At 62.9% G+C, this 19,833-nt stretch carries 19 protein-coding genes; 8 read left to right on the top strand and 11 right to left on the bottom strand.

All coding sequences use genetic code 11. The features are described from left to right. Nucleotides 1-40 precede the first annotated feature (40 nt). From ctaD to ACQ4WY_RS23950, 3 genes are all read right to left on the bottom strand, one after another. Nucleotides 41-1,639, bottom strand: a complete 1,599-nt coding sequence (ctaD, locus tag ACQ4WY_RS23960) for a cytochrome c oxidase subunit I (protein WP_436506222.1) — start codon at nt 1,637-1,639, stop codon at nt 41-43. A gap of 13 nt (nt 1,640-1,652) precedes the next feature. Then, entirely contained in the window at nt 1,653-2,861 is a 1,209-nt protein-coding gene (gene coxB, locus ACQ4WY_RS23955) for a cytochrome c oxidase subunit II (RefSeq protein ID WP_436506221.1), read from the bottom strand. 625 nt (nt 2,862-3,486) lie between these two features. Next, on the bottom strand, nt 3,487-4,410 hold the full coding sequence (locus tag ACQ4WY_RS23950) for a methyltransferase domain-containing protein (RefSeq protein ID WP_436506220.1): 924 nt from the start codon (nt 4,408-4,410) through the stop codon (nt 3,487-3,489). Nucleotides 4,411-4,467: 57 nt separating this feature from the next. Here ACQ4WY_RS23950 and ACQ4WY_RS23945 point away from each other — a divergent pair, with 57 nt between their 5' ends. Both ACQ4WY_RS23945 and trmL read left to right on the top strand, forming a co-directional pair. Continuing rightward, the gene (locus ACQ4WY_RS23945; RefSeq protein WP_436506219.1) at nt 4,468-5,238 is read left to right on the top strand and encodes a double zinc ribbon domain-containing protein; all 771 of its coding nucleotides are present in this window, start codon (nt 4,468-4,470) and stop codon (nt 5,236-5,238) included. A gap of 43 nt (nt 5,239-5,281) precedes the next feature. Then, nucleotides 5,282-5,752: a tRNA (uridine(34)/cytosine(34)/5-carboxymethylaminomethyluridine(34)-2'-O)-methyltransferase TrmL gene (gene trmL, locus ACQ4WY_RS23940; RefSeq protein ID WP_133988631.1), complete on the top strand. Its 471-nt coding sequence runs from the start codon at nt 5,282-5,284 to the stop codon at nt 5,750-5,752. Here the strand turns inward: trmL and ACQ4WY_RS23935 are convergent. The 8 genes from ACQ4WY_RS23935 to ACQ4WY_RS23900 form a co-directional block, all read right to left on the bottom strand. Then, on the bottom strand, nt 5,749-6,495 hold the full coding sequence (locus ACQ4WY_RS23935; protein ID WP_436506218.1) for a hypothetical protein: 747 nt from the start codon (nt 6,493-6,495) through the stop codon (nt 5,749-5,751). The two genes, trmL and ACQ4WY_RS23935, sit on opposite strands and share 4 nt — an antisense overlap. 17 nt (nt 6,496-6,512) lie before the next feature. After that, nucleotides 6,513-7,760 carry a hypothetical protein gene (locus ACQ4WY_RS23930; RefSeq protein WP_436506217.1) on the bottom strand — a complete coding sequence of 416 codons (1,248 nt, stop codon included), beginning with the start codon at nt 7,758-7,760 and terminating at the stop codon, nt 6,513-6,515. Between the two features lie 33 nt (nt 7,761-7,793). Continuing rightward, a complete protein-coding gene (locus ACQ4WY_RS23925) occupies nt 7,794-11,492 on the bottom strand; it encodes a tubulin-like doman-containing protein (protein WP_436506215.1) in 3,699 nt (1,232 codons plus the stop codon). A 37-nt stretch (nt 11,493-11,529) separates the two neighbouring features. Continuing rightward, on the bottom strand, nt 11,530-11,976 hold the full coding sequence (locus ACQ4WY_RS23920; protein ID WP_436506214.1) for a hypothetical protein: 447 nt from the start codon (nt 11,974-11,976) through the stop codon (nt 11,530-11,532). 44 nt (nt 11,977-12,020) lie between these two features. Continuing rightward, nucleotides 12,021-13,490, bottom strand: coding sequence for a hypothetical protein (locus ACQ4WY_RS23915; protein WP_436506213.1), 1,470 nt, complete (start codon nt 13,488-13,490; stop codon nt 12,021-12,023). Then, complete coding sequence (locus tag ACQ4WY_RS23910) at nt 13,487-14,971, bottom strand: hypothetical protein (RefSeq protein ID WP_436506212.1); 1,485 nt, start codon at nt 14,969-14,971, stop codon at nt 13,487-13,489. The genes ACQ4WY_RS23915 and ACQ4WY_RS23910 overlap by 4 nt, the downstream gene beginning before the upstream one ends. A 127-nt stretch (nt 14,972-15,098) precedes the next feature. Then, nucleotides 15,099-15,581, bottom strand: a complete 483-nt coding sequence (rfaE2, locus tag ACQ4WY_RS23905) for a D-glycero-beta-D-manno-heptose 1-phosphate adenylyltransferase (protein WP_035824719.1) — start codon at nt 15,579-15,581, stop codon at nt 15,099-15,101. Between the two features lie 31 nt (nt 15,582-15,612). Further along, nucleotides 15,613-15,852 carry a DUF3717 domain-containing protein gene (locus ACQ4WY_RS23900; RefSeq protein WP_436506211.1) on the bottom strand — a complete coding sequence of 80 codons (240 nt, stop codon included), beginning with the start codon at nt 15,850-15,852 and terminating at the stop codon, nt 15,613-15,615. 134 nt (nt 15,853-15,986) lie between these two features. Between ACQ4WY_RS23900 and ACQ4WY_RS23895 the strand changes: the two genes are divergently transcribed. From ACQ4WY_RS23895 to ACQ4WY_RS23870, 6 genes are all read left to right on the top strand, one after another. Then, the gene (locus ACQ4WY_RS23895) at nt 15,987-16,943 is read left to right on the top strand and encodes a hydrogen peroxide-inducible genes activator (protein WP_436506210.1); all 957 of its coding nucleotides are present in this window, start codon (nt 15,987-15,989) and stop codon (nt 16,941-16,943) included. A gap of 58 nt (nt 16,944-17,001) precedes the next feature. Further along, nucleotides 17,002-17,856: a 4-hydroxybenzoate octaprenyltransferase gene (ubiA, locus tag ACQ4WY_RS23890; protein WP_436506209.1), complete on the top strand. Its 855-nt coding sequence runs from the start codon at nt 17,002-17,004 to the stop codon at nt 17,854-17,856. Between the two features lie 108 nt (nt 17,857-17,964). After that, nucleotides 17,965-18,321 (top strand): ElaB/YgaM/YqjD family protein, encoded by a 357-nt coding sequence (locus ACQ4WY_RS23885; RefSeq protein ID WP_436506208.1) that lies wholly within the window; start codon nt 17,965-17,967, stop codon nt 18,319-18,321. Between the two features lie 67 nt (nt 18,322-18,388). After that, a complete protein-coding gene (locus ACQ4WY_RS23880) occupies nt 18,389-18,775 on the top strand; it encodes a phage holin family protein (protein WP_436506207.1) in 387 nt (128 codons plus the stop codon). Then, nucleotides 18,772-19,119, top strand: coding sequence for a hypothetical protein (locus ACQ4WY_RS23875; RefSeq protein WP_436506206.1), 348 nt, complete (start codon nt 18,772-18,774; stop codon nt 19,117-19,119). Before ACQ4WY_RS23880 ends, ACQ4WY_RS23875 begins: the two co-directional genes overlap by 4 nt. Before the next feature lie 89 nt (nt 19,120-19,208). Continuing rightward, complete coding sequence (locus ACQ4WY_RS23870; RefSeq protein ID WP_436506205.1) at nt 19,209-19,766, top strand: DUF3455 domain-containing protein; 558 nt, start codon at nt 19,209-19,211, stop codon at nt 19,764-19,766. The last annotated feature ends 67 nt before the right edge of the window (nt 19,767-19,833 follow it).

The raw sequence follows: 19,833 nt of genomic DNA, 5'->3' as shown, positions 1-19,833 counted from the left end.
TTCAAGACGGGCCGCGGAACACGCCGGCCCGGGATACCTATTACTTCACTGTCGGCGGCGTTTCAAACGTGTGGAACGGCGCCGGGCTCGGCACGGTCCATTCCAGGCCTTCCGCGCCTTCCCATGGTTTCGCCGGCGCAGCCTTGCCGCCGCGAATGGTCGGCAAGACCACGAAGAACAGGAAGTACACTTGCATCAGGCCAAAACCGAAACCGCCGATCGAGGCGATCATGTTGAAGTCCGTGAACTGCGCCGGATAATCGGCGTAGCGGCGCGGCATGCCGGCCAGGCCCAGGAAGTGCATCGGGAAGAAGGTCACGTTGAAGGTGATCAGCGACAGCCAGAAGTGGATCTTGCCGCGCGTCTCGTTGTACATATGGCCCGTCCATTTCGGCGACCAGTAGTAGAAGCCGGCGAACAGGGCAAACAGCGAACCGGCCACCAGCACATAGTGGAAATGCGCCACCACGTAATAGGTATCCTGCAGCTGGATGTCGATCGGCGTCACCGCCAGGATCAGGCCCGTGAAGCCGCCCATGGTAAAGACGAAGATGAAGCCCACCGAGAACAGCATCGGCGTCTCGAACGTCATGGACCCCTTCCACATGGTGGCGATCCAGTTGAACACTTTCACGCCCGTCGGCACGGCGATCAGCATGGTCGCGTACATGAAGAACAGCTGGCTCGTCACCGGCATGCCGGTGGTAAACATGTGGTGCGCCCAGACGATGAACGACAGGATGGCGATCGAGGCCGTGGCGTACACCATGGACGCGTAGCCGAACAAGGGCTTGCGGGCAAACGCGGGCAGGATCTGCGAGACGATGCCGAAAGCCGGCAAGATCATGATGTAGACCTCGGGATGGCCGAAGAACCAGAAGATGTGCTGGTACATGACGGGGTCGCCGCCGCCTGCCGCGTTAAAGAAGGATGTGCCGAAATGGCGGTCCGTCAGGGTCATGGTGATGGCGCCGGCCAGCACGGGCATGACGGCGATCAACAGATACGCGGTAATCAGCCAGGTCCAGCAGAACATCGGCATTTTCATCAGGGTCATGCCAGGCGCGCGCATGTTCAAAATGGTAACGATGATGTTGATCGAGCCCATGATGGACGAGGCACCCATCAGGTGCATGGCGAAAATGGCCATGTCCATGCCAGGGCCCATCTGCGTCGACAGCGGCGCATACAGGGTCCAGCCGGCAGCCGTGGCGCCGCCCGGCACGAGGAAGGACGTGGCCAGCAGCAGCGCTGCCGGCGGCAGCAGCCAGAACGAGAAATTGTTCATGCGGGCAAAGGCCATGTCGGACGCGCCCACTTGCAGCGGGATCATCCAGTTGGCGTATCCGACGAAGGCCGGCATAATGGCGCCAAACACCATCACCAGGCCGTGCATGGTGGTCAGCTGGTTGAAGAATTCAGGGTGAAAGAATTGCAAGCCTGGGTGAAACAGTTCCGTACGGATCATCAGGGCCAGCACGCCGCCCGACAGCAGCATGATGAACGAGAACCACAGGTACAGGGTACCGATATCCTTGTGATTGGTGGCAAACAGCCAGCGGCGCAGGCCATGGGGATGATCGTGGGCATGGTCGTGACCGGCGTGATCCAAGGTGCTAGTGCTCGTGCTAGTACTCATATACGGCTCCTAATTACTTGCGTGCAGCCACGACTTCGGCTGGTTGAACGATGTTCTCTTCGGCCTTGTTCGACCAGGAATTGCGCGTGTAAGTGATCACTGCAGCAATTTCCGTGTCGGACAGCTGTTTCCAGGCGGGCATTTCCGCTGGATACTTGCCGCTCTTTTGCCCGTTCAGCAAGACATGCATCTGTTCCGCTTTCGGACCGTTCACCACGGCAGAGCCGTCCAGCGGCGCAAATGCACCGGGCACGCCCTTGCCTGTCGCCTGGTGGCAGACCACGCAGTTGGCCGTATACACTTTCTCGCCCTTGACTTTCAATTCGTCGATGGTCCACACCTTGCTTGGATCATCGGCCAATGCCGCCATTTCCTTTTGTTTTACATCAACCCAGGCCTTGTAGTCATCTGCCGAGACGACCTTGACGACGATGGGCATGAACGCGTGTTCCTTGCCGCACAGCTCGGCGCAATTGCCGCGGAAGGTGCCGATATGGTCGGCCTTGAACCAGGTATCGCGCACGAAACCGGGAATCGCATCCTGTTTCACGCCAAAGGCGGGTACGGACCAGGCGTGGATGACATCGTTGGCCGTCAGCACCACGCGGATCTTCTTGTTGACCGGCACGACGACCTCGTTATCGACTTCGATCAGGTAGTTTTCGCCCCGTTTTTCCGTCGGCGGCATGCCTGGCGCGCCCACTTGCGAGCGCGGCGTGGCCAGGTTGGAGAGGAAGGAAATGCCTTCGCCCTCGCCTTTCAGGTAGTCATAGCCCCATTTCCACTGCATGCCGGTGGCCTTGATGGTGATGTCGGCGTTCGAGGTGTCCTTCATGCCGACCACGGTGCGCGTGGCAGGCAGGGCCATACCGATGACGATCAGGAAAGGCACGACGGTCCAGGCGATCTCGACGGTGGTGCTTTCGTGGAAAGTGGCCGGTTTGTGGCCCAGGGACTTGCGATGCTTGAAGATGGAATAAAACATGACGCCGAACACGGCCACGAAGATCACCAGGCAGATGATCATCATCAGGGTGTGCAAATCGTAGATTTCATGGGCGATCTGTGTCGCCGGCGGTTGCAGATTCATTTCGAACGGCACGGGACCGCCGGTGCCGGGATAGGTGCCGGCAGCCGGTGCCGCCGTGGCCCATCGCCCGATGCCAAACGCTGTCAAAGACAGCCCGAGCAGCAACGATTGAAGTCGCTTTGCATGTGTCATGTTTTCCCCAACCACCCAAAAATAATGATATTTTAAACGGCTGCGGACTTCTCCGTACTGGACCGCTGCCGCTCCTCCATGAAAGCAACACGGCCAGAATACGGCCATGTGCGTCAAGCACCAGCGAATTCCATGCTGGCTGCCGCAGCAAAAAACGGCGGCGCGCAACCATGCTGGAACCCTGTTTTTCTTCCCCACCTTGAAATGGCCTCGTGTGGAAGATGGTTACTATACTAATGCAGTAACTTCGAATAAGTCTTGCTTTGTTTTTTTTATTTTGTATGCAGCCCTTGTTTTTTGTACTTAAGTAATCCTCAGGAAATTATTGTGAATTTATGACGAACAGAACCGGATGCTATGCAAGGCGTCCGCTGCGACGCAGTGCGAGCACTGCTAGCAGTGGGCAACGCCGCAGAGCGCCGGTTATGGAAGTCAGAAATCACAATAATTTATTGGGGGTTACTTAGTAAGCTGACAAACAATCAACGATTATAATCAAGTAAACTTGAATCCATCAAGCAATAATCGGCTTTGTGCGCGCCCTTCTCCTGGCCGTCGCGCGCTTTGCAACGCTTGCTGCAACATCGCGCGCGAATGCCGACCAAGTGTCGGTTTCTTTAGCTTTTTATTTGGGCTTGCGCGGTAAATCGAAACGGATAATCGCTTCGCCATTGCGCGTCACGCGCGGCGCGGGACGGAAGGCGTGGCCGTAGATCACCTCGAAACTCAGGCCCAGCTTGCCATCGGAACGGCGCGTTTTTTCCAGCGCATCGAGCATGCGCTGCCAGGCCGCCTTGCCCATCAGGCCGCGCCGGCGCGTGGTGAGCGGATTGCCGCCAAAGGCGCGCACATCCGCCAGCAGTTTTTCCGCCGTGTCGTAGGTCACCGTGATGATCTCCATGTCCAGCACGGGCGTGGAAAAGCCCGTCTCGACCAGCATGTCGCCGAAGTCGTGCATGTCGACGAAGGGCAAGGCATGCGGATATAAATCGGCCTCGGCAAAGGCCTCGCGCACTTCGCGGAAGGTGTCCGGGCCGAAGCAGGAAAACATCAGCAAGCCGTCGAGGCGCAGCGCGCGCCGCCATTCGGCAAAGACGCGGTCGGGCTGGGCATGCCAGTGCAACGCCAGGTTGGACCACACGAGGTCGATGCTGCCCTGCGCCAGCGGCAAGTCGCCGAGGTCGCCGCACAGCAAATCCACGCCCGCCTTGGCCGGCAGGAGCTTGCTGAGGAACTGGTTCAGGCTGGCCAGTTTCGACGCGGGCGCGCGCGCCGCCTGCATCATCGCTTGCGCTGCATCGAGACCGATAATCTGCGCGGCGGGATAATCCTTGTGCAACTGCGCCAGGTCCGCGCCGGGGCCGCAACCGGCGTCGAGCACGCGCAAGGGCGTGATTTTCACCAGCTCCAGGCGCTCGTGCATGCGTGCCGACACTTCGCGGCGCAGGAAGTCCGATGGCGCGATGCGCGCCGGACGGGAAAAGAAATCGCGTACTTGCACCGCATCGATGGGCGCACTCATTTTGGGCGGACTGGTGGGAACTGGCATGTTGAAACCGGTGAGGTGAGATAATGTCGGCAGTGTACATGGAACAACGCCATCGCGATGCGGACCGCCGCCAAGCCCCGCCTTGATGCCGCATGGCAGGCGCTGCGACTGTGGCTGGGCGCCACGGTGCTGCCCGCGCAATGCGCGCTGTGCGGCATCGGCTGTCCGCAAGTGCTGTGCCCGCCCTGCCGCGCGCAGTACCTGGGGTTGCTGCGGCCGCGTTGCCGCCAGTGCGCCAATCCGCTCGCTGACATTGAGGTGGCGCTGCTGTGCGGGCGCTGTTTGCGCCAAAGGCCCGCGTATGACGCCACGATCACGGCGTTTGATTATGCGGCGCCCGTCGACCAGTTGCTGTTGCAGCTGAAATTCGGCGCGCGCCTGGCGCTGGCGCCCCTGTTGGCAGAACTGCTGCATGTTGCCATTCAGCAACAACAAGCATGGGAAACGCCGCAGCTGCTGTGCCCGGTGCCGCTGGGTCCGGCCCGACTGGCCGAGCGGGGCTTTAACCAGGCGCTGGAAATTGCCCGCCCGCTGGCGCGCCTGCTGGACATACATTTACAGCCCCGCCTGGCGCTGCGGGTGCGCGAAACCCGTGCGCAAAGCGGCGTGGCGCCGCAGGAACGGCAAGCCAACCTGGCGCACGCGTTTGCCATCGCGCCGGAACACGGGGCGTTATTGCAAGGATGCCATGTTGGCATCGTCGACGACGTGATGAGCAGCGGCCATACCGTCAACGCCCTGGCGGCCACTTGCAAGCGCGCGGGGGCGGCAAAGGTCAGCATATTGGTCGTGGCGCGCACGCCGCCGCGAGATTCGCTATCGCATTAAATTCGCTATCGCATTAATTTGCTATATATATGAGGAGAGCATTTTGTTTCACGTTGTGTTGGTAGAACCTGAAATCCCGCCCAATACGGGCAACGTCATCCGCCTGTGCGCGAACACGGGCGCGCAACTGCACCTGGTCGAACCGCTGGGCTTTCCGCTCGACGATGCCAAGATGAAGCGCGCCGGCCTCGATTACCACGATTACGCCAAGATGAAGGTGCACAAGAACTGGGCGGCGTTCCTGGCCGACACCCAGCCCGACCCGGCCCGCATGTTCGCCATGACCACGCGCGGCTCGCGCCCGTTCGGCGACGTGGCCTTCTTGCCGGGCGACGTGTTCGTGTTCGGTTCGGAAACGAAAGGACTCGACCCCGCCCTGCGCGACGGTTTTCCGGCTGAGCAGCGCATCCGCCTGCCCATGCGCCCCGACAACCGCAGTTTGAATTTGTCGAATACGGTGGCCGTCGTGGTGTACGAGGCCTGGCGCCAGCATGGCTACAGTGGTGGAGCTTAACGCTGTGCCAGCTGCGGCGCGGTGCCGTCCGCGTCCAGCATCACCAACTGCGTGCGCAGGTCGCGCGTGGCGGCCAGCTTGCCGTTCACATACAGGTTCGTCTTGACGCCATACACACCTTGCGACACGCCGACCGGCAAGGTCAGCTCGAAGGAGTTTTCAAAGCGCCCACCCGACTTGTTGTTGCTGGCCAGCGCTTTGGAGCCGGACTTGAAGGGCTGGCCCTGCGGATCGAGCACCACCAGCTCTTCGCGCACGTCGTTGACGCTTTGCGCGCTGCCGTTGACCAGTTCGACCACCGAATTAACCTTGAACGGCTGGCCGCGCTTGACGGTCGATGCGCTCAGCTGCGGCGTGTACGACACCACTTGCGGCTCGCGCGGCAGCGCGCCGCGTGCGCGGATGTAGTCGCGGTCCGCCTGTGCCGCCGTCTTGGTCTGGCGCGAATTGACATTGATGGCCAGGCAACCGGCCGCCGCCAGGCCGCCGCCGATGGCAGCGCCCTTCAGCGCGCCATTCTTGCCGCCCGCCAGCGCGCCCAGCAGCGCCCCCACGGCAGCGCCGGCAGCCGCCGACGTGCCCACGCTGCACGGGTCCTCATCCGTGGCCGCCTGGGTTCCGCCTTGCGGATAGGAACTGTCCTGGCGCACGCCGTTCGGGTTCATCGTCGCAGTGGTGCAGCCGGCCAGCATGGCCGCGATGGTCAATGCAGCGGCCGCGCGCAAGGTGGTGTGATTCAGCATGGTGACTCCCCAGATGACTAATTGATCGTTGTTTCCGTCTGCAACACTTGCCGTTCGCGTTCGCGGATGCGGCGCGACAGATTGTCGATGCGCGCATTGCCGGGATCGACGCGGCGTGCGCTTTCCAGATACGTCTTGGCCGCATCGAACTTGCCTTCCAGCAAAGAACGCTCGGCATCGCGCAGGAACGATTGCGCCATCTCGTTGCGCATGGCCGCGCCGCTATCGACGGGCGGCGTTTCCAGCGGACGGCGTTCGGCCACCGCTGAACGTTCGACCGCGCGCGCGGGCGCAGGTTCCGTTGGCACGACGCGGACCGGTGCCGTTTCCACCGGCGCGGGGACCGGTGAAAACGGCGCGGGCGCAGGCGCCTCAGCCGCCGACAGCGCCTGCACGTCGGCCTTCAACTGCGGCAATTCCGCCGCTTCGCGGTCGATCGCTTCCAGTCTGGCGATGCCATTTCTTGCCGCCGTGGCATCCTTGCCATCGAGTGCCTGGCGCACCCCGACCAACACGGACGCGGCTGCCGCCTGCTGGCGCGCCAGCTGCTTGCGCAAGGAATCCACGCTGGATGCGCCCGCGCAATCGGCGTCGAGCGCGGCAATGCCCTTGGCCGCGCTTTGCAATTGATGGCCATCGATATTGTGTTCGATGGCGCGCACGCCGCGCTGGCAAGCGCCTGACGCTGCGCCAGCCCTGCCGATCGCCGCCTGCAAATCATCCGCCTTGGCGCTGGACTTGCCGGTACACATATTTTTCGCCGTCGCCAGCTTCTGCCGGGCGCCGTCCAGGCTGCCATTCGCTACCAACTTGAGGCCGCTATCGATGGCGTCATTGCAGGCCGACTCATTCTTGCCGCCCGGCTTGCCATTCATATAGACGATGACGGCCGCCAGCACGGCGATGCCGCCCAGCCAGCGCAGCCACTTGCGCGGCGGTGACGGCGGTATTGCCGGTGCAGGCGCCGGAGGAGGCGTAGGCGCAGGCTTCGGCACGGCTTGCGGCTGCGCCGGTGCCGGTGCCAGCGGGGCAACCTGCACCGGAGCTGGTTTCGGCGGCGCTTTCGGCGCAGGCGCAGGCGCCAACGGCACGGGCGGCGGCTTGAGCGCTACAAGCGGCGGCACTGACACCGGCGCGGGCACGGGCGGCAGCGGCGGCGGCACAGCCACCACTGGCTGGGCAGTGCCAGCCACCGCGTGACCGCAGTATGGGCAATGGCTGACAGCGAGCCACAGGCCGCCCTGACATTTGATGCAGATATCCAAAACTAATCCTTCATTCCAACGTCATTCCAGCGGTCACAGGGGCGGCGGCATCAGCGGTGGCGGCGCGCTGAGGAACAAAGGCGCCAGTTCGGGGAACTGGGCCAGATCGGCCCAGGCCGGCAAGCCGGCGCGCCACACCTTGGTGGTGGCTGGCACGACCTGCCCCGCCTGCACGTACTGCACGATCTGCTGGGCCGTGAACGGTCCCTGCTGCTGGCCGTTTATGCCCAGGAAATACTGGTATTCCACCAGCGGCGGCGGCATGCCGCCCAGCGGTGGCGGCGCCATGCCGAACGCGGCCGCCGCCGGGGCAGCAACCGTTCCAGCCGGGCGCAGCAATTGCTCCAGGCGCCCCGCTTCCAGCATTTCCGCCTTGATCGCGTACTTCAAACGGGGCTGGCCATCCGCTTCCGGCTCGCGCACTTCCCAGTCGTAGGCATCGCTGTCGGAGTCGCCGATGACATTCGCCCATTCCTTCAAGCGTCCCAGCAAGGCTTGCACTGTGCGGTCGAGCTCATCGCTGGCCATGCCCTTGCGGCGCGCCGACTCGCGCAAGCGCGCGCCCACTTCGGCGGAAATGGCGCTGCCAAAGCCGATATACGGCAGCTGCGAGCCATCGGCCTGCGCCACCAGCTTGGGCGCATATACGCCCCGCTCGTAGTATTTTGCCAGCGCCGCCATGGCGGCCGTCTGCACGGCGTCAAGCGCCGTCAATTTTTCTTCGATGCGCAAGGCGATATTTTTCTCGTACGAGGCGGGCATGCCGTTCTGACGGATGGCCCGTTCGTTGCCGATGCGGCGCAAGTCGCCCGGCTCGACGGCAAACTGGTACTGGCCCGGCGGCACGACGCGCCCCGTGTGGCGTGTCAGCACGCCCAGCATGATCGCTTGCAGGAATTCGCCGAAATCTTCCGCCAGGCGCTTCATTTCATCGGTATTGGGCGCGATCGGGTGCGTAAATTGCGTCGGATCGATATGCGTATGGGTCGGCGCCTTGTCGTTGTCGCCTTCCTTGCGGTAACTGGTACGCCAGCCTTCGAGGCCGCGCAGCACCGTCATCGGCACGCCAGCCAGTTCGCAGTAGCAGACAGCGCGCCCGCGGATGCCCGTTTCGACGATTTCCAGCTGGCTCACCGTGATGCCCACCTGGGTCGGCACGCACGATTCGAGCTCGGCGCCGAACTTCGCCTTGAAGGCGGCCGCGTTGGCCACGCCGATCACGCACTTGAACTGGTCCGACACGACCGTGAAATCGCCCGCCATGTTGGCGTCGATCCACGGCATGGAACAGGCCAGCAGCTTGCGGAAACGGTCCAGGCGTTCGGCCACATCCATCTGTTCCAGTGCCTCGAACAAGGGGTCGGGCGTGCTCGTCGCCCCTTCGGCCAGGCCCGCCGTGGCGATCATGTTCTCGGCCATGCGCGTGACCTTGGTCAGGATCAAGCCCCGCTGCGCCGGTTCGCCCAGCATGGGGAACAGCGCTTTCGAGCCGCCCATGTCCTTGAACGCTTCATCGGCCCACTGGCGCAAGGTGGCCGCCGACGGCAGCGCAATGTCTTTTTCCGTGACGGGAATGACGATCAGCGTCGCGTGCTCCTTGTCCAGGTCCTTTTGCAGGATGGTATTGGCCGTTTTCAATTCCGACAGCATGGCCAGCACGCCTTCGCGGCCCGTTTGCAGCTCGCCTACCAGGCCATTCCACTGGGCGCGGCCTTGCGCATCAACGCCGATCCGGTTGCCCAGCCAGCGCGACAGTTCGCCCAGCAGGAGAACGGACTCGTCCGCCGCCTTGGCGCGCAAATGGAATTTCAGCGCATTCGCCATTTCCGTGCGCAAATGGTCCATCACCACGCCCGCCTGCTTTTCGCCATTGCTGAGGAAGCCGAAGGTGCTGCGCGTCTGTTCCAGGTTGTTCAACAGGCGCTCGTATTCGCGCGAGCGCACGGCTTCCTTGATTTCGCGGTAGCGCTCGGCATTGTTGCCGATCTGCGCCGTCAAGCCGCTGCCCGGCGCTTCGATGCGGTCCTTGATCTGCTCCACCAGCGACAGCACGTATTCCAAGCCGCCGAATTCCTTGTTGTCCAGGTAGCCATACAGCTGGTCGCGCACGACTTTCTTGACGTCCTCGAGCACTTCGCGGCGCCGCTTGCTGATGCGGTCTTCCGTCGTGTCGGCCGTGGAATCCTGGTCGCGCACGGCGTCGCGCTCCAGGTGCTTCATGGCGTCGCGCACTTGCGCCGGCCATTCGCTGCGGTCAAAGCCCGTGCGGATATCATTGATGCGCGTGTTGACCCGGTTTTCCACGCCGGCCAGCAAGTGGCCGTGGCGGTCTTCCAGCAATTCATCGACGACGCGGAAATCGATGAAGTCGCCGCTGGAACGCTTCAGCTCGATACTCTTGTCGGAAAACTCGGGGAAATCGCTGAAGGGCGTGCCCTTCAGGAACATATTGGCAGCGAGGAAATTATCGCGCTGCGTATCCGTGGCGCGGTTGGCGCCCGCATCCGTGCCGCCCACGCCAAAGAACGCTTGCAGCATGGCACCGGCCCAGCGATGGGCCCGCTCGTCGCGCGCTGCTTCCTGGCGCGTATCGAGCACAGCCATGCCGAACGAGGAAAAGCGCTTCGAGAAATACAGGCGCATGTCGCCGAAGCGGTCTTGAGGCACGGGCGCGTTGTACAGGGAATTCTTGTGCTGCGCCTGGTTGACGGCGATCGAGCGCTTGGCGCGCGCGAAGTCGGCCGAGGCAAAATCCTCGAACAGCGAATCGGCCACCATGTGGTAGACGTCGCTGACATCCTTGGTGTGCTGCTGGGCCAGGTTGCCCGAATCGATCAGGTAAACCTCGCTGTACGGCTCGCGCGTCAGTTCCGGACGGTCATACGCATCCCAGCGGCCCACATAGCCCTTGTTGCCCATCATCGCCGATTCCAGCTCCATCAGCGCCGCATAGCCGTTGGCCTCGACCCGGTCCTTGTTGGCCTTGGTGTAGCCGGTCGGCAAGAACAGCATCAGCTCGACGTCGGCCGCGCCCACTTCGCTGCGCGCCAGCCAGCGCGCCAGCAAGCCCATGTCCAGGAAGGAGCCGGAACCTGTGCCGCCCGCCACGGAACCGACGATGACGATGCGGAAACGGTTCGTTTCCATGCGCAAGCCCAGTTCGGCCAGCTGGCGCTCGTGCGACAGGCCCGCTTTCAAGGCTTTCAACTTCAAACGGATCTTGTCGCGGATCTTCGCGTACTTGTCGAAGAAATACAAGCGCGACACGGCGCGGATCTGGCCGGCGCCGCTACTCATGTCGAAACGCAGTTCGCGGATGCGCTGCGGCGTCAGCGGCAGCCATTCCTTGATGTGCGGATATTTCTCCAGAGAATCTTCATCACGGCTGTACTTGTCCATGTCGAACGATTCGACCACCTTGTCGTCATCCGTGAACTTCACCTGGTCGAATTGCAAGTCTTTCGCTTGCGATTCGCCGCTTTCGATCACGGCGCCATTGTCCAGGTCGAAATGGATGAATTGCGCGATGGGAAAGTCTGCCAGCCCCTCGATGCGCGTGCGGTTGCCCGCGCCACCCCACTGGGTGTTGAGGACGCGCCGGCGCACGCGCATCAGCACCTGCATGCCCGTGCCGCCGATGCCGATGAACAGGGTCGGGCGCAGTTCGATGATCTTGTCCTGCTTGCGCTCGCTGGCGCCGCCGGTGATGGTTTGGTTCAGGTTCTCTGCCATGGTGATTCCTTCGATGATGCGTACGACGGCGTGCGGCTTAGCGACGGCTCGATGTAAAGGTCAACAGTAACGCGACCAGGCCCACCAGTACCAGCGGCCCCATGAACAATGGCGCAAGGAATTTATGCGCGTTCACGGCGGCCAGCACGACGCCGGTCGCCAGGCTGGCCAGGAAGATGAACAGCCACCAGCCCGAGGCATTGGCCTTGTTCGGCGGCACGCGCTTGGCCACCAGGCCATTCGCATAGGCATTCTTGGCAAAGAAGAAGGCGATGAACAGCAGCAACAGCACTACGCCGCCGACCAGGGTGTCGCGCGACGAGGTATCGGTCGTGCCGGCTGCATCAAACGCGGGCGCAGGCTCGGTGGTAGCCGTGGTGGCTGCGCTGGCCGCACCGGCGGCAGGTGCGTCGGCGGCCGGCGGCGCGGACGCCGGGGCCGGCAAGGTAAAACCTGCGTTGTCTTTGGGAGTATCTTGCGCCATGGTATGCCTCTGTTGAATGGAAGGAATTTTTAAGGAATGGTGGTTCAGGCCAGGGTCAAGGTATGGCCTTCGGCCACGCGCACGACGGCCGGCTTGCCCAGGCCGCGCTTGAGTTCGCCGATGTCGCGGCCGTCGTCATCGCGGATCTGCACGCTCTTGTATGGTTTTAATAACACTTGCCGCTGCACGCCGTCCGCCAGCACCTTGTAGCGCGTGGCGCGCGTGCCGACCAGGCCCAGCGCCAGCAAGCCCAGCACCAGCGCCAGCACGCCGCCCAGTATCACCAGCACGGGCAGCAGCGGATACTGTATGCGCACCAGCAACGGTATCGTCGCCTGCGACGCGCGCACGCTGTCGGGCGGCGTAAACATGCCAGATATCGGGTCGCCAGGGAACAATTCCTGCAAATCCTTGCCAAAACTGGACGCCAGCGCCAGCCGCTGTTCCGACAGGCCCACCTGCGCCTGCATGGGCAACATCACTTGCTTGCCCATGGCGGCAATCGCCTGCGCCGACCAGGGCGACGGTATCTGCGCCATCGGCAGCGCGAACTGTACTTGCACGGACTGGCTGGCGCCTGGCTGCAACTGGTGGATTTGATCCGGCGCGACGCGCAGGGGCGCGTTCTGGCCGGCCAGGCTGGCGTGCACCTTGGCGCTATCGATCACGTATGGGAAAAACATGTTTTGCAGCGACGCCTGCAGCACCACTTGCGGCACCAGGTTCGCCGCATCGACGTCGAGCACGATGGTGCGCCCGTCGCGGCCCAGGCTGGCGTGCACATTGGCGCTGTTCTTGACGGACTGGGGCACGATGCGCACGGCATCCTGGTCCACCGGTTTCAGGCGCGCGGGCGGGCGCGTCAGCACTTGCGACAGCCGCCCTTCGGCCAGGATGCGGGTCAAAGCCTCGGACGCGGGCTGGCCATACGCGAGCGCGTACACCATCAATCCCTTGGCGCTGTACAGCTTGCCCTGCACGGGCATGCGCAGCGGAAACACCACCGTCTTGGTGATCGACGGCTCCAGGTGCAGCAGACGGTAAAAGTCGCGGTTGCGCTCGGCCGTCTGGCTGTCGTTGTTGGGGCTATTCTTGTTATTGGTAAATATCCACACGATGCCGGAAGCGGACTGGAACGGACCCGTGATGGTCTTGGTCACGGCTTCCTGGAAATCCGTGTCGGCCAGCGCGCCGCCGGCGCTCTTGTGCGCCAGGCCAAGATTGGCCAGCTGGCCCGCCACGCCGGCGCTGCCCTGTCCCTGCCCCAGCAGCGACGGCGACACGTGCGCGCCGCTGCTCTGGCTGAAGGCCAGCGTATAGACTTTATCGGACGGGTTCGTGGCGGCCTGCGCCACGGCGCCCACCAGGGCCTTCAGCTGCGAATGCTCATCCGTGTAAAACGGCTCCATCCAGCCCGAATTCTGCACGAGAAAGGCTTGCTGGATGCCGGCTGCCTGCACGCCGGCTGCACTGAGCAAAGCGGCGCAGGCCGCGATCAGGACGCGCGCTTTCATGCCTGCAAGGCCCAGCCATCGATGCGCGACAGCAGCGGGTGATACGCCCACAGTGTGCCTTCATGGACAAACAGGCGCACGCGCCACGGCTCGCTGACGGCAAAGGTATGAAACACGGTTTCGCGCAACTCGTCGTCCTGCACCAGCTGGGCCGCCAGGCGCTCGTTCGAACGCAGCACGCTGGACAGGCCGGCGCTGGTGGCAAACTTCACGCCAAAGACGCTGTTGCCAGCGTTCGATTCCAGCAGCGGCATGACGGCCTGGTTCTTGCCGCCATCGTCGCCGTGTTCCGGCTCTTCCCACGGCGCCGTTTTCAGCTTGGTGGCGAAGCGGTAATTGAAGCTGCCCGAACACAGGCGCGGCGCCAGCGCGTCGGCCCGTTCGGACTGTGCGCCCAGTTTCACGTAGACATAGGTGCCGCGGCTACGCTCGAAGCACAGCTGCCACAGGCCGCCATCGCGCGACACATACGGGCTGCCGAATTCGAAGTGCGGCACCAGTCCTTCGGGCCACGGCGTGAACGAGGCGGCCACGTAGCCGTCCGGCTGCAGCTGCAAGCGCAGCTGTCCGTTGGCGCAAGGCCATACGGCCATGCGGTTGTAGGCCACGGGCGCGCTGACGGCGCCCAGGTCAAACACGCCGTCGAGCAGCACGTCGCTGCCCGGCTTTTGCGCGGCATCCAGGTTGACGAAGCGGATGCGGCCATCGTCGTCGCGCAGGGGCGCCCACAGGCGGTTCTGGAACCAGACGGGCGCGGCCGCGCACGGCGCGCCGCCCACGTGCTCGACCACGTAAGTGAGCGAAGGCACGTCGGGACGGATGCAGGCCAGGCCATGGCTGGTCGGCAAGACCAGCACGCTATTGAACTCCGGCACCAGCTCGGCGCGCCAGGCGCCGTGGGTCAGGTCCGATTCGGCCAGCAAGCTGCCATAGTCGGGGTCCAGCGCCAGCCAGCGTTTCGAGGCGGGCAGCCATGCGTGCAAAACGGCCTTGCGCGTATCGAGCGCCAGCAGCGCGGGCGCGCTGGTGCCGAACTGGGCGGAAAAGAATTCGTATTCGCCCGGCGGCGGCATGGGCAGCGAGGCATCGGCCTGCGCATGCTCTTCGCGCGCGCGCTTGTCGGCCAGTTTCAGGGGCACGCTGGCCTGGCGCAAGCCGGCCGGGCCAGCCGGCGGCACGTCGCTGACGGGATATGCGCCGTAGGGCGGCACCCATGGCGGCGTGACGGAAGTGTCGGGCGGCATTTGCAAGGCCGCCCCCGAGGCGGGGTCGAACGAGAATTCGGGTGGGAACTCCCGCGCGGGCGCGCCTGCGGCGGCGGGCAGGCGCCGCGCGAGCATCAGCTTGCCGATATCGGCATGGCTCACCAAGGGCGAGACGTTCTGGCCGTCCGCGCTGCGTTGCATGGTCCACGCGCCCTCGTCATCCACGTGCCAGGCGCCGGAGGGCAGTGGCCAATCCCCAGAAGTTTTATGATCCATTTATTTTCTATGACAAGCAATGCATATCAGACGGTGTAACGTACTGGGGCTGACGAAACGAAGTCGCAGCCCTAGCAGTTCTCATAGTAACTTCTTTTTATCTGTATGGAAACATTGACGGTGTTCCTCAGCCCTGCTGCGTCCGCACTTTCGTCAACAGCTTGGTGGTCGAGCGGTCATGCTCGAAATCGATGGCCACGGCCTGGCCGCCATACGCCAGCACGGCCTTGCCTTCCGGAATGGCCGCCATGTCGTAGTCGCCGCCCTTGGCATAGATTTCCGGTTCGATGTCTTGCACCACTTCCAGCGCGCTGTCTTCCGAGAACGGCACGACCAGGCTCACCGCTTCCAGCGCGGCCAGCACGGCCATGCGGTCTTCGCAGTTGTTCAGGGGCCGGTCGTCGCCCTTGCCCAGGCGTTTCACTGAAGCATCAGTATTCACGGCAACGATCAAGGAAGCGCCCAGCGCGCGCGCCTGCGCCAGATAGGTCACGTGGCCGCGGTGCAAAATGTCGAACACGCCGTTCGTCACCACCACCGGTTTCGGCAGGGCTGCGGCGCGGGCGCGCAGTTCGTCACGGCCGCACAGTTTGTTTTCAAAGTCAGGCATGGATATCTCTTGTTGGGTTAGTAGGTCACGCTCAGGCGTGGCTATCGCCTTGGATGCCGCTGGCATCCCGGCGCCAGGCATCGATCAGGGCCAGAATGGCCGGTTCCAGGCCCTCTTCGGCGATGCGATCTTGCCGGTAGTAAATCATCAGCGCATACACGCCGGCCAGGCGGCTGACGGGCGGCGACAGCGCATATTCATTGCCGCGCGCCGGTTGCCTGGCACGCCAGTAATTGATCGCCGCTTCCAGCGCCTGCATCTGCAGTTCCATCGCCATCTCCCTTTACTGCCCGATCCCGCATTATAGGGGGCGATCCGCTACAATACGCCATCGGCGCCACAGTTTCACGTTTGCGCCACCTTTCATTCATTGCAAGTAAGTACTTCCTGTGTTTCAATCAAGCTATGACACTGACTGAACTGAAATATATCGTTGCAGTCGCGCGAGCGAAGCACTTTGGCCATGCCGCCGAGGCTTGCTTCGTTGCCCAGCCCACCCTGTCAGTGGCCATCAAGAAACTCGAAGACGAATTGGGCGTGGTCCTGTTCGAACGGGGCGGCGCGGAAATCTCCGTCACGCCTCTGGGTGCGCAAATCATCGCGCAAGCCGAGCGCGTGCTGGAACAGACGGCCGCCATCAAGGAACTCGCCAAGCAAAACAAGGACCCGCTGGCCGGCCCCCTGCGCCTGGGCGTGATCTACACGATCGGCCCCTATCTGCTGCCGCCCCTGGTCAAGGCCATGATAGACCAGGTACCGCAGATGCCTTTGATCTTGCAGGAAAACTTCACGGTTCGCCTGCTCGAGTTGCTGCGCCAGGGCGAACTGGACGTGGCCATCATGGCCCTGCCCCTGCCCGAACACGGCATGGCCATGCAGGAACTGTATGACGAACCGTTCGTCGTCGCCATGCCGCGCCAGCATCCATGGACGGCGCGTGACAAGATCGCCGCGCAAGATTTGAAATCGGAAACCATGCTGCTGCTGGGCAATGGCCACTGTTTCCGCGACCAGGTACTGGAAGTGTGCCCCGAAATGGCGCGCTTTTCCTCGCCCGGCAACGGCATGCAGCGCACGTTCGAAGGTTCTTCACTGGAAACCATCCGCCACATGGTGGCCAGCGGCATCGGCCTGACGGTCTTGCCGCGCGCCTCCGTCGCCAATATGCACCCCACCGACGGCATGCTCGAATACCGGCCCTTCGCCGCACCCGTGCCATCGCGCAGAGTGGTGATGCTGTGGCGCAAGAGTTTTACGCGCAAGGCGGCCATCGACGCCCTGTGCGCGGCCATCGCCAGCTGCAACTTGCCGGGCATCACCCCTTTATGTGACGACGAAGACCAGCGTCCAGGCGCAAAATAGTACATTTACATACTATTTGCGATAATCGACCTTTCTCTTCAACAAGATCGAGTCTTCCATGAACAAGCTGGCACTGTATTTCCGCCTGATACGGCTGGACAAGCCTATCGGTACCGTATTGCTGCTGTGGCCTACCCTGTGTGCGCTATGGCTGGCGCAGCAGGGCGTGCCGGACTGGCGGCTGCTGCTCATCTTTACTCTCGGCACTTTCCTGATGCGCTCGGCAGGCTGCGCCATCAACGACTACGCCGACCAGGATATCGACAAATTCGTCAAGCGTACGGCGGAGCGCCCCATCACCAGCGGACGCATCAGCGGCAAGGAAGCGCTGGCCGTGGCTGGCGTGCTCACCGTGCTGGCCTTTTGCCTGATCCTGCCCTTGAATGCGCTGACCAAGCAGCTGTCGGTGGCCGCCGTCATCATCGCCGGCACCTATCCCTATTTCAAGCGCTTCTTTGCCATTCCGCAAGCGTACCTGGGCATCGCCTTCGGCTTCGGCATTCCCATGGGCTTTGCGGCCATCACGGATTCCGTGCCTGTCGTCGCCTGGCTGCTGCTGCTGGGCAATGTCTTCTGGGCCGTGGCCTACGACACGGAATACGCGATGGTCGACCGCGACGACGATTTAAAGATCGGCATCAAGACCTCGGCCATCACCTTTGGCCGCTACGACGTGGCCATCGTCATGTTCTGCTATGCCGTTTTCCTGCTGGTGTGGTTAGGCTGCGGCTGGTACCTGGGCTTGCGTTACTGGTTCGTGGCGGGCTTGCTGGTGGCGGCCGGCTGCGCCGTTTACCACTACACCCTGATCCGCGCACGCGAGCGTATGCCGTGTTTTGCGGCATTCCGGCATAATAACTGGCTAGGAGCAGCGGTGTTTGCGGGCGTGGTACTGGACTTTGCTTTCCGTTAAGCAATGACTCTTGTGCCGCGGCAGCCCTTGAGGCGGCGCAAGACTAGTTTGGCCGCTGCTGCCTACACTGGTATTTCACTGTGCAGTTTCACTTCCATGAGGTAATACATGAGCTCGACATATACCGGAAAATCCAGCAGCGACAACATCCTCGCCGACGCCGACAAGGCCCGCGACAAACTGGTCGGCGACTTGAAAACCGTCATCAATGAAGCGGAAGGCTGGCTCGATGGCGCCAAGGATCAGACGGGCGAGAATGTCAAAGCCGTCAAGGACAAGTTCATCGCCACCCTGGAAACGGCCAAGAAAGACTTGATCAAGCTGGAAGAAGACTTGCTCGAACGGACCAAGAAGGCGGCCAAGGCCACAGACGAATACGTGCAGGACAATCCATGGAAAGCCGTGGGCGCGGGCGCCGTCGTTGGCGTGCTGTTCGGCCTGCTGCTTTCCTCGTCACGCCGCTAGATAGTACCGAAGCAGTACAGACGCAGTACCGACGGCGCAGGCCGTCTCCTGACGCGAAAGGCAACATATGGCTATCGTGCACCATGTCGCCCAAGTCGCAGCGACCCTCGCCGCCATCGTCCAGACCCGTCTGGCCTTGGCGGCCGTGGAAATGGAAGAAGAGTCGCTGCGCTTCCTGTCCTATCTGGCGCTGGCCATGCTGGCACTGCTGTGCCTATTCGTCGGCCTGGTATTGATCGTGTTCCTCGTCATCGTGCTGTTCTGGGATACGCACCGCATTGCCGCCATCGCCATCACTGCCGCCGTCTTCATCGGCGCCGCCATCGCCACCCTGCTGGGCGTGCGCGCCAGTTTCCGCAGCAAGCCGAAACTGCTGTCCTTCACACTTTCCGAACTGAACAAAGACCTGGACGAGTTGCAATTGCTGGCCCGCCGGGAAGCGGAGCGGCCATGACCACGCATCCTACCAAACTGTCGCATGTCCACACGGCCGCCAGCCTGGCGCAGCGGCGCGACGCGCTGCTGGCCGAATGCGCGCTGCAGCGCCTGGCCCTGGGCGTGCAGACGCGCCAGTTGCTGGAACCTTTGACGGGCGGCAATCTGCGCCACACCCTGGCCACGCGCTTCAAAATCCCCTTGATGGTGGGCGGCGCCGTGCTGGGCCTGCTGCTGGTGCGCCCGCGCCGCTTCCTGCCGCTGTTGCGGGCCAGCGGCGCACTGCTCAAGCACGCGACGGCCATCATGCCCGTCGTACTGGCGCTGACGCAGCGTTTCGGCAAGAAAGACGCGCCGCCTTAAAATATTTTTTCCTGGCTGCATCCAAATGGCGAGCCCATGCGTAGTAATGGTATCAACCAACCGGTTGAGCCAACTAAGAGGAGTTCGCCATGCTTGCCGTCACAGCCCCACGCCACGCCATTCCTGCCCTCACTGTGCTGGGCGCCGCCCTGCTGCTGAGTGCCTGCGCCCCCATGAGCGCCCGCTATTCGCAGGAACAATTGCCGAATGCCGTCAAGGTGCCCGATGGCCATCGAGTCGCCATGCAGACGGTGGGCGTGGGCAAGATCGCCTACGAATGCAAGGCAAAGAAAGACATGACGGGCCATGAATGGGTCTTCGTGGGCCCGGACGCGGCCCTGAACGACCGCAGCGGCATGCAAGTGGGCACGTATGTCGGCCCACCCGCCACCTGGGCCAACCTGGACGGCTCGAAAGTGACGGCGACGCAAGTGGCCGTGGCGCCCGCCGGCGCGGGCAATATCCCGTATCAGCTGGTGAAAGCCAACCCGGCCATGGGCAGCGGCGCCATGCAGGGCGTCAGCTACATCCAGCGCGTGGCCACCAGCGGCGGCGTGGCGCCAAGCAGCCCCTGCGGCATGGAGTCCATCGGCGCCAGGCAATGGGTGCCCTACCAGGCCGACTACATCTTCTGGAAAGCTGCATGAATACACCTATCAAAACCTGCTACGCGTCGTGATAGGCGGCCTGCGATGCTCACCGTACTAGAGTACG

It is taken from the genome of Janthinobacterium salmonicoloratum, from assembly GCF_051380845.1.
Lineage (GTDB): Bacteria > Pseudomonadota > Gammaproteobacteria > Burkholderiales > Burkholderiaceae_D > Janthinobacterium > Janthinobacterium lividum_F.
The sequence above is the reverse complement of the archived record's forward strand: the minus strand, read 5'-3'. Positions and strand labels throughout refer to the sequence as shown.

Coding starts and splice junctions, on each gene's coding strand:
- ctaD (WP_436506222.1), bottom strand. CDS start 1,639: ATGAGTACTAGCACGAGCACTAGCACCTTGGATCACGCCGGTCACGAC.
- coxB (WP_436506221.1), bottom strand. CDS start 2,861: ATGACACATGCAAAGCGACTTCAATCGTTGCTGCTCGGGCTGTCTTTG.
- ACQ4WY_RS23950 (WP_436506220.1), bottom strand. CDS start 4,410: ATGCCAGTTCCCACCAGTCCGCCCAAAATGAGTGCGCCCATCGATGCG.
- ACQ4WY_RS23945 (WP_436506219.1), top strand. CDS start 4,468: ATGCGGACCGCCGCCAAGCCCCGCCTTGATGCCGCATGGCAGGCGCTG.
- ACQ4WY_RS23935 (WP_436506218.1), bottom strand. CDS start 6,495: ATGCTGAATCACACCACCTTGCGCGCGGCCGCTGCATTGACCATCGCG.
- ACQ4WY_RS23925 (WP_436506215.1), bottom strand. CDS start 11,492: ATGGCAGAGAACCTGAACCAAACCATCACCGGCGGCGCCAGCGAGCGC.
- ACQ4WY_RS23920 (WP_436506214.1), bottom strand. CDS start 11,976: ATGGCGCAAGATACTCCCAAAGACAACGCAGGTTTTACCTTGCCGGCC.
- ACQ4WY_RS23915 (WP_436506213.1), bottom strand. CDS start 13,490: ATGAAAGCGCGCGTCCTGATCGCGGCCTGCGCCGCTTTGCTCAGTGCA.
- ACQ4WY_RS23910 (WP_436506212.1), bottom strand. CDS start 14,971: ATGGATCATAAAACTTCTGGGGATTGGCCACTGCCCTCCGGCGCCTGG.
- rfaE2 (WP_035824719.1), bottom strand. CDS start 15,581: ATGCCTGACTTTGAAAACAAACTGTGCGGCCGTGACGAACTGCGCGCC.
- ACQ4WY_RS23900 (WP_436506211.1), bottom strand. CDS start 15,852: ATGGAACTGCAGATGCAGGCGCTGGAAGCGGCGATCAATTACTGGCGT.
- ACQ4WY_RS23895 (WP_436506210.1), top strand. CDS start 15,987: ATGACACTGACTGAACTGAAATATATCGTTGCAGTCGCGCGAGCGAAG.
- ubiA (WP_436506209.1), top strand. CDS start 17,002: ATGAACAAGCTGGCACTGTATTTCCGCCTGATACGGCTGGACAAGCCT.
- ACQ4WY_RS23885 (WP_436506208.1), top strand. CDS start 17,965: ATGAGCTCGACATATACCGGAAAATCCAGCAGCGACAACATCCTCGCC.
- ACQ4WY_RS23880 (WP_436506207.1), top strand. CDS start 18,389: ATGGCTATCGTGCACCATGTCGCCCAAGTCGCAGCGACCCTCGCCGCC.
- ACQ4WY_RS23875 (WP_436506206.1), top strand. CDS start 18,772: ATGACCACGCATCCTACCAAACTGTCGCATGTCCACACGGCCGCCAGC.
- ACQ4WY_RS23870 (WP_436506205.1), top strand. CDS start 19,209: ATGCTTGCCGTCACAGCCCCACGCCACGCCATTCCTGCCCTCACTGTG.